Genomic DNA, 8,729 nt, shown 5'->3' on the forward strand with positions numbered 1-8,729 from the left:
GACTAAATCGATCCGCGAAGAATTTGGGCTATACGATATTACGCGGTGCGATCGCATCTAATAAATACCTCTCTATTTTCGAGCTTTTGGTTGGATTATACAATAGCCAAACCCAACCAAAAGCTTTACCTAATTTTTCAAAAATGCCTGTGGTTCGCCAACTTCAGGAACTTCATCTATTTCTATACGGAAAGTTCCCTCAAAGTCGGTTCCACTGACATCAAATTCCCATCCACCGTCGATATAACGCATTTTTTCTGTATCTGAAGTCCAATCAAAATTATCGGTAGCGCACGGCGAGTAGGCCCAGACATTGCTATCTCCAACATTACTAAAATTCATTGCAATGGCAGATTAGCACAAAATTATTTTGAGTTTCCTTAAATCTTAGACTAATATATTGTTGCAATTTCTCAACGAAATAGAATGAACCAGAGTTTAAAACACCCGGTTCATAGTTAAAATCGTCTTCCCAAAAAGCTCGACTGCTATTCCTGCTTCTCGTGCCAGTTGCCGTCGTCCCCTTTTTCGTATTTGTGCTTCACCGCACTCCAGGCAACCTTAAAAGCAGCCTCTTCCTCATCGTACTCTTCTGCGGCATTATTAAATGCGGCGCGGAAAATTTCCTGAGCGTGTTTGGGTAGGTGATTTTTTACCGAGTCCGGTAAATCATCAATTTGTTGATAAGGCATAGCCATACATCTCTGAACTCAGCTAATACCAAGTTGCAATCCCCTAGAAGAAAACTCATGTCTCTTTTGACCTATTTCGAGAAAAAATAAACCGATTTTCTGAAATGCTAGCAACTCAACACAGGCTTTCCCCGTCAAATAAACCCGCTTTGTGCGATCGCACATTACAAAGACTTACGGGCAGCTATATTAAAGTCAGCTTTAAATAAAATTCAGGCTGCTTGCATCGAATTGGAGATACAACCTATGTCATGGACGCCTTTAAGCTATCGCATCGCTCTCCTGCCGCTCATTCTCGCTGGCCCAATATTACGACGAACAGATCCGGATGGGGTTACCGTTTGGATCGCCCTGAAAGAACCTAGCGAAGTAACGCTGAGAGTTTACTCCACAGAGAACGGTCAGGGAGAAATTGTTAACGATTTGCTGCTTGAGGGTTCCAGAACGACCATCCAGCTGGGCAAATACTTGCACGTAGTTGCTGTTACAGCTAAATCAGTTAACGCCGAATATTTGCAACCAGGACAAATTTATGCGTACAACATAGATTTCGCCTGCCGAAATTGGTATTTGGCTAAAGCTTTGTGTTCGGAAGCATCTTTTAATGATGTGACAATTAGTTATTTTGAGCATCAACTGCCCACTTTTGCTATGCCGCCAGATGACCTAAATTATTTGCGAATTGTACACGGTTCTTGCCGCAAACCGCACGGAGGCGGACGGGATGCTCTCAATATATTAGATAATATGATTTTAGAATATGCGAATCAGCCAAATTATAGACCGCATCAACTTTTTTTTACAGGCGATCAAATCTACGGTGATGATGTTGCCGATGCCCTCCTGTGGGCGCTAACAGATGCAGGGGATACCCTGTTGGGTTGGCAAGAAAATTTGCCCCTCAAAAAAGATGCAAATGATGAGGAACGATACATCTATGCCAGAGATTTAAAACCGGGTACGCGCAGCGAAATTGCTAGAGATTACGGCGGTTTCACCGCTATGCTTGTCAATAAACCGGAAAAAGCTAAAAGTCACTTGTTTAGTTTGGGCGAATATTTAGCGATGTACTTGTTTGTGTGGTCGCCTATTCTTTGGCCCCATGAATTACCCCACAGCAAAGATGTACAAAAAGATGGTAAGGAGGCGAAACTGTGGGATAAAGAAGCTTTGACTGTGGAAGCATTCGCACGAGACTTATGGAAAATTAGGCGATCGCTTGCTAATATCCCAACTTATATGATTTGCGATGACCACGATATTAGCGATGATTGGTATCTCAATCGCGAGTGGTGCAACCGCGTCCTTTGCAAACCGCTTGGTAGACGTACTTTGCAAAATGGTTTATTGACATATGCGATATTTCAAGCATGGGGAAATACACCCGAAAATTTCCAAAATGGGCAATCGGGAGAAAAATTATTAGAAGCTGCACAACAATGGTCTTTATCAGCAGGAAATGATGATTTATTAGGGTCAAAACTTGCTAAGTATTTGGCAATTCCTGAAATAGATTCAGAAACTAATTTGCCCAAGCTAACAGAAGATGAAGATAGCTTTATTTTAAATCGAGATTATGCAGATGGAACGCAAGCTTTAGAGTGGCATTATAGAATCGAAAGCTTTAAGCACGAAACCATCGTACTTGATACCCGCACTTGGCGAGGTTATGCAAAAGGTGACGATCGCACAACAGAACCTCCCATGTTACTCAGTCACACAGCATTTGAAAAACAGATTGAAAAACCTCTCAAAGACTGTAGTAATCCTAATATCGAAGTAACCATAATTATTGCACCGACAAATTTAGTTAGCTTGGCAATTATCGATTTAGTTCAAAAGTTAGATTTGGAACGGGGTAATGTTTTTGGTAGCGATGCGGGTGACTCGTGGAATTTTCACGAAACAGCTTTTTCCATGTTGCTGGCGGAAATGTTTAAACAGCGCGATCGCGTAATTATCCTTTCCGGCGATATTCACTACGGTTGCGCCGTTCGCCTCAGCTACTGGTCTAATTACCATTTTGGCGAATCGAAAGTCGATCGCAATGCACCTGAGTCATCCCACGTACTCGCACAGTTAACCTCCAGCGCCTTCAAAAATGCCGAGTGGACAACCCATTTTATCCACACAAAAGCGAAGTCGATCGCACCAGAAAAACCACAATATTGGGCGGGATGGAACAACACGCCCCAACTAATTGAAATGCAAGTTATTCAGGAAAAAGTGCGTATGCTCGATGTAAATTTACCGCCGAAAACACCAGTTTTGCGGCAAATAGACTATATTCGCGGTAGCGATGAAATTGCTTGGGAAATTTTTGTCAAAAATAGGGAATCTTTACCTGATTGGCGGTATTGTATCGAATGGATAAAACGACAGAAAGCTGAAGAAATTGTTTGGCAGAATAATCACGAATTAGCAGAAGAAGAAAAGTCCAAAAGCTGGAAAGATTTTATTTCCTTACTGTGGCGAAATCGCTGGCTGCAAGAAGGCGATGAAGTTGTCGGTTTCAGCAACTTTGGTGTCGTTACTTTCCAATGGCCGGAAAATAACGATAATGCCAAAGCTGTGATTCAGGATATTTATTGGCATCCCGCTTGGAAACCGAATAGCACTGTTTTCAGCAGGTATTTTGTGCGGCTAAGTTTCGATGAAGCGCCACCACCGCCTAGAGTGTTTTCAGAGTAAAATTTTGATTCAATACTTGGAATTTACCATGAATCAACAACCAAGAATTCCCGATCCACAAACGAAAGCGCGAACTGTTGCCCGATTGCGGGAAACCTGCCAAATGCTTGATGCTCTCAATGTATTTTTGGATGGTGCGATCGCCCAAGTAGAAGCAGAAAATCACCGCAATCCTCTATATCTTCGCCGATTGGAAAGAGCAGAGGAATTGCTCGATTCTCGCAAGCAGGAAAATTTAGAAGAACAAAAGGTGCAATAAAAGTGAATTCTCAGATCTTTTGTACTGCACCTTACCGATAATCTCAACCCAAACAGTTTAGCAATTCCCTACTCGTGAGTCGTGCCATCTGGCATGATAGCCCCAGTAAGCTTAGCCTTGTACAGGTTTGTGCCAGTCAATTTTGCTTCTTTTAGATTCGCCTTTTCTAAGTTGGCTTCACCCAAGTTTGCTCCCCGAAGGTCTGTTGAACTTAAATCTGTATTGGACAAATTGCTCCTGTAAAGGTTAGCCCCAGAGAGATTACGATCGCTCAAGTTTTGTCCGCTCAAATTGGCATTCTCAAAGTTTACCCCAAGCAAACTTACCCCAGTTAAGTTAGCACCGCTTAGGTTTGCAGAAGTAAAATTTGCTTCAGTTAACTTCGCTTTACTCAAATCTGCTCCCGTGAAGTTAGCCCCACCTAAGTTAGCTCCACTTAGGTTTGTTCCACTTAGGTTTGCTGTAGTTAAATTAGCGCTGCCTAAGTATGCTCCACTTAGGTTTGCTCCGCTTAGGTTCGCCCTAATTAGATAAGCCGTGTCTAACCTTGCTTGAGTTAAATTGGCTCCACCTAGATTTGCCGTAGTTAGGTTAGCGTAATTTAGTTTAGCTTTGTCAAGGTTTGCTCCACTTAGATTGGCGGCAGTTAAATTGGCATGACTTAGGCTCGCCTCCTTCAAAGTTGCTTCGTTGAGATTGGCATCAAGGAGCTTAGCATTCTGCAAGTTTGCTGTAGCTAGATTGGCATCACTTAAGTTGACTTCAACCAACCATGCCTCGCTGAGGTCTGTCCCTATCATATTTGCCCCTTGCAGGTTTGTCTCTGTTAAGTTAACCTTTTTCAGGGATGCTTGGCTCAAATCAATTCCAGCCAAGTTTATGTTATTAAAATCCCGTTCTCCCTCCTGATACCGTTTCAAAATTTCCTCAGCGGTGAGAGTTGGTTCCTGACTTTCTTCTACAGAATCATCAATACTTTCAATTTCAGCCGATTTAACATTATTGGTATTGACAGGACTGAGAACAGCATCTTGGTTTGTCGGCTGAGCATCCACAACCTCAACACCAGTAGAAGCTGTCACTGATGCGCTAGCTTCTGGAAGCGATGTTTGTTTTGGTTGGTCTTGGCGCAGTCTGCGATCGATTTTTTCAATTTCCCGATTTATACTGTCAATATCATCAACAGATTCCGGCTTGTGAGTTTGGGTAAAATGAGATCGATCGCTTTCAGCAACTCTCCCATCAAGACGCTGTTCCAACTCCGCAACTTCCCGCCGCAAACATTCCAAATCCTGCAATTCAGGTCGATTGTTGAATTGTTCTGTCAAATTATCTAACTGGCGTTTAAGCTTGGAAAAATATTGTTTTATAAGATTTTGCTGTTGTTCGATCTGCTCAATTTTCGCAACCAGAGATGCTAAGTCCACTTCTGCGTCAGCCATTTCCCTAAATCTCTTGCTAACTACAGTTATTTTCCCCAAATTGACAACTTTTCCAAAACAGCATAACTACTGAAAGCAACTTGTAGCATTTTGTAGGGTGGGCACTGCCCACCATTAGCGCTGTTCAAGGGTTGCATTTTGGTGGGCAATGCCCACCCTACGTTTAATTCTACCCACCGACTGACTCGATCCTCTAAACGTGAATAACTCCTCTTGGCATAATTGCACCTTTGAGTTTTGCATTTCTGAGATTAGCTCCCATTATATTAGCTCCCTTCAAATTGGCTCTTTCTAAGTTTGCTTCGCTCAAGTTTGCCCCAGAAAGATTTGTGGAAATTAAGTCAGCTTCACTCAAGTCACTCCTAGAAAGATTAGCCCTACAGAGATTGAGACCGCTCAAGTTATGTCTGCTCAAATTCGCTCCAGCCAAGTTAACACCAATAAAATCCAATTCTCCCTCCTCATACTGCTTCACGAATTCCTCTACGCTCATCAGTAATTTCTGAGTTTTCTCAAGAGAATTATCGGTATTTTTACTTTTACCGTTTTTAGCAACATCTTTACCATTGAGATGTAGTTGCAACTCCCCAAATTCCTGCCGCAAACATTCCAACTCCTGTAATTCAGGTCGATTATTGAATTGTTCTGTCAGATTATCTAATCGGCGTTTAAGTTTGGAAACATATCGCTTTACGATTTTCTGCTGTTGTTCCATCTGGTCAATTCTCGCGACTAGCAACGCTAAGTTTACTTCTGGGTCAGCCATTTCCGTCAATCTCTACTTAGATAAAATTATTTTTGCCAAAATGGCTTACCCAATTAATAACCTTGAATTATCCCATCAGGCATAGTTGTACCGCTCATATTTGCGCCAGTCAGATAGGCACTACTCAACTCTGCTCTAGTAAAATTCGCTTTACTCAAATTCGCATTAGTCAAATTTGTCCTCGCTAAGTAAGCTTCAATCAAATCGGAATCGCTTAAATTAGCTTCAGATAAATTTGCCCGACTTAAATCTGCTCTGACCAGCCGACAAGCACTCATATTAGCCTTACTCAACTGCGCTTTATTCAACTTAGCGTCAGCTAATAGAGAACCGCGCAAATTCACACCAGTCATGTCTGCTTCCAGCAATTTTGCCCGTTCCAACTTAACATTAGTCATGTTGGCATAGCGCAAATTAGCTTCGCTTAAATTAGCTTCCGTGAGAAACGCACCGCTCAAATTAGCTTCAGATAAATCCGCACCACACAAATTTACCTCGCGTAAAGTTGCCTCGCTCAAATTCGCACCGCTTAAGTCAACTTTCGCCAAATCTACACCTGTCAAGTTCGCACCTCTCAAGTCTGCTCTACGCAACTTAGCACCGCGCATAGTAGCAACGTAAACTCTCGCTTCCTCCCGCAAGTTTGCACCCCGCAAGCAAGCACCGGTCAAATTAGCACCGCTGAGATTTGCACCGCGTAAATCTGCACCGATCAAATTAGCATCCAGTAGGTATGCTAAAGTCAAATTCGTACCGCGCAAATCGGCATTTTGTAAAGTTGCGCCGTGCAAATCGGCATTGTGTAAATTTGCAGAAGTAAGGGTAGCCTGGTTTAAGTTGGCACCGCATAACTTTGTACCAATTAAATTTGCCTTTCTGAGTATAGCCCGATTCAGATATGCAAAAACTAGAGTAGCGCCATGCAAATCTGCTGTAGGCAGAGAAATTCCGATCAAATCCGCACCATATAAGTTTACACCGCTGAGGTTCGCACCGCTAAAATTTGTTTCCCCAGCAGCGTATCGCCTTTTTAGTTCGTTACCATCCATATACTTTTCCTATTAATTACCTTAATTTTGAATTTACAGCTGGCGTACCTGATAGGTATTATCATTTTCATCATTTAAATGGCTCTCAGTTACGTTCATTAACTGCCCGCGATCTATACCTGCTTGTGTCTCTACAGACATAACATTCTCTAATATTTTTACTTTGTACATTCCCGGTACGCGATTGGTATAAAAGGGTTTCAGCGTCTGTATTATTGCGCTTGCTGCTTGCGAATTTTCTTCCGGTTCAAATAGACACCGAGCAGTGCTGCTTAGTCTAGCCTCTAGCTCTCTTACCGTTTCGCAGAATGCGTACAAATTAAACAGCAAATCGTCAAATTCGTAGCTTCTAATCGTTACTAAATCCTGTTCGCTGAAACTTAGTTGGTGATACAGGGTGGAAAATATAAGTACTTTCGCCCTGAACGGATTTGTATATTTCATAATTTCCATCCGCACGTTAAAGCGATCGTATGGCGGTACTGTTTGATTGACTTGCGATTTTGTGGCAACATCCGGCTGTTTTTGCGCTATTGGCTGCACTGCCAAAGCTGGGCTTTTAGAACCGCTTGATACTACTTGCGTTGGCTCCTCAATATTCGAGTATAGCTTACTGACTTTCTCAAAAATTATAGTTGCTATTACAGAATATTCCCCCGGTTTATTAAGAGTTTTTACAACTTTATCCAAAGTTAATTTGAGATTTTCTGGCGTTGGATTAGCCTCAAATAATTTTTTGAGTAAATCCTGAAAAGTAAAATTTTGCAACTTGTTTAGGTCATTTTCCCAAACATTGTGGCACGCACCGAAGATTAACTTTTTAATGCGCGTTGAGTTTTCATGCTGTTGTAAATATTGCACAACTTCATCAAACCCGGATAAAACTTTCATTTTTGTTGCCTCCCTACCCAATCCAGCAACTGTTTGGTCTATTCTAATACGGAGTGAAGCCCAAAAGATTGGGTGCTTCAACCCCTACTCTCGATCTACCCATTTGACATACACTTTTTTTTTAGCTATACTTGTCAGTTTATGAATAAAACCAATAAAAATCAATAGCTGTACGCCTAAAGGCGGACTGAGTTACAGGTAAATATAAAGAAGCTCAAATTTGCATCCCCCCAACGATATACTGATGTCCACCTTTGGGTATACTTGGCAGAATAGCCTTTCGCTCTGGCAAAAAGGCTGCGCGATCGCTGTCAGTAACCGATATAGGTGGAAAGGATGAACCAATTGGAGTTAGAACAAGAAATCACAAAAGTGACAATGGGTATAATGACCCGTAACAGGCAGATTGCTTCCGATATCATCGCCAATCTGAGAACCAAAATGACCCTAGAAGAAGTAGCTGGTGTGATGCTGATCGGTCTTGAGCGTTTGATCTGGTTTGACGGAGAGCTATTTTTTTGGGCTACAGAAAATTTGCTGCCTGTTGATATTAAACAGGAAATCAAAAGAATAATGTCAGTAAATACTTATAAACGGTTAATTGCCAAAGGTTTTATCCCCGGCAAGGACTTTAGTATGAATGCCGATGGCACGCTGCTACAAAAACCGTGTCCCAGTGCTTATTCAATCTAGTTAGGACAGTAGGACAGGTATCCCAACTTTGACTGAGGGGATTGAGAATTATGTTTATTGTGGCAGCCAATATTGCTGAGAACGTTAATTTGTCTCGATCGCAAACGATCGGCTGCCCCTATCTTCCCGACTTTCGACCTGCGCGATCGATACATTTATGCCAAAAACCATAGTTTAGCGTCACCAACAAGATAGAAATTTATGCAATTTATGCCAAAGTGTGATATGTAAATTTTCTTTCAGCCG

9 protein-coding genes are annotated in these 8,729 nt (G+C 42.0%); 3 read left to right on the top strand and 6 right to left on the bottom strand.

What is annotated here, in order from left to right; genetic code table 11:
* Nucleotides 1–129 precede the first annotated feature (129 nt).
* Nucleotides 130–342, bottom strand: coding sequence for a hypothetical protein (locus H6S82_RS09720; RefSeq protein WP_190462104.1), 213 nt, complete (start codon nt 340–342; stop codon nt 130–132).
* 146 nt (nt 343–488) lie between these two features.
* Entirely contained in the window at nt 489–692 is a 204-nt protein-coding gene (locus H6S82_RS09725) for a ChaB family protein (RefSeq protein ID WP_190461918.1), read from the bottom strand.
* Nucleotides 693–938: 246 nt separating this feature from the next.
* Between H6S82_RS09725 and H6S82_RS09730 the strand changes: the two genes are divergently transcribed.
* Together H6S82_RS09730 and H6S82_RS09735 are read left to right on the top strand one after the other, a co-directional pair.
* A complete protein-coding gene (locus H6S82_RS09730; RefSeq protein WP_190461915.1) occupies nt 939–3,383 on the top strand; it encodes a PhoD-like phosphatase in 2,445 nt (814 codons plus the stop codon).
* A gap of 28 nt (nt 3,384–3,411) precedes the next feature.
* Nucleotides 3,412–3,642, top strand: a complete 231-nt coding sequence (locus H6S82_RS09735) for a hypothetical protein (RefSeq protein WP_190461913.1) — start codon at nt 3,412–3,414, stop codon at nt 3,640–3,642.
* Nucleotides 3,643–3,710: 68 nt separating this feature from the next.
* Here H6S82_RS09735 and H6S82_RS09740 read toward each other — a convergent pair whose 3' ends face one another.
* From H6S82_RS09740 to H6S82_RS09755, 4 genes are all read right to left on the bottom strand, one after another.
* Complete coding sequence (locus H6S82_RS09740; protein WP_190461911.1) at nt 3,711–5,084, bottom strand: pentapeptide repeat-containing protein; 1,374 nt, start codon at nt 5,082–5,084, stop codon at nt 3,711–3,713.
* Between the two features lie 193 nt (nt 5,085–5,277).
* On the bottom strand, nt 5,278–5,850 hold the full coding sequence (locus tag H6S82_RS32695; RefSeq protein ID WP_199315106.1) for a pentapeptide repeat-containing protein: 573 nt from the start codon (nt 5,848–5,850) through the stop codon (nt 5,278–5,280).
* 53 nt (nt 5,851–5,903) lie between these two features.
* The gene (locus H6S82_RS09750; protein ID WP_190461909.1) at nt 5,904–6,899 is read right to left on the bottom strand and encodes a pentapeptide repeat-containing protein; all 996 of its coding nucleotides are present in this window, start codon (nt 6,897–6,899) and stop codon (nt 5,904–5,906) included.
* A 33-nt stretch (nt 6,900–6,932) separates the two neighbouring features.
* Nucleotides 6,933–7,790 carry a hypothetical protein gene (locus H6S82_RS09755; RefSeq protein WP_190461907.1) on the bottom strand — a complete coding sequence of 286 codons (858 nt, stop codon included), beginning with the start codon at nt 7,788–7,790 and terminating at the stop codon, nt 6,933–6,935.
* A 336-nt stretch (nt 7,791–8,126) separates the two neighbouring features.
* Between H6S82_RS09755 and H6S82_RS09760 the strand changes: the two genes are divergently transcribed.
* A complete protein-coding gene (locus H6S82_RS09760) occupies nt 8,127–8,483 on the top strand; it encodes a hypothetical protein (protein ID WP_190461904.1) in 357 nt (118 codons plus the stop codon).
* Nucleotides 8,484–8,729 lie beyond the last annotated feature (246 nt).

It is taken from the genome of Planktothrix sp. FACHB-1355 (genome assembly GCF_014748295.1).
Lineage (GTDB): Bacteria > Cyanobacteriota > Cyanobacteriia > Cyanobacteriales > Aerosakkonemataceae > Aerosakkonema > Aerosakkonema funiforme_A.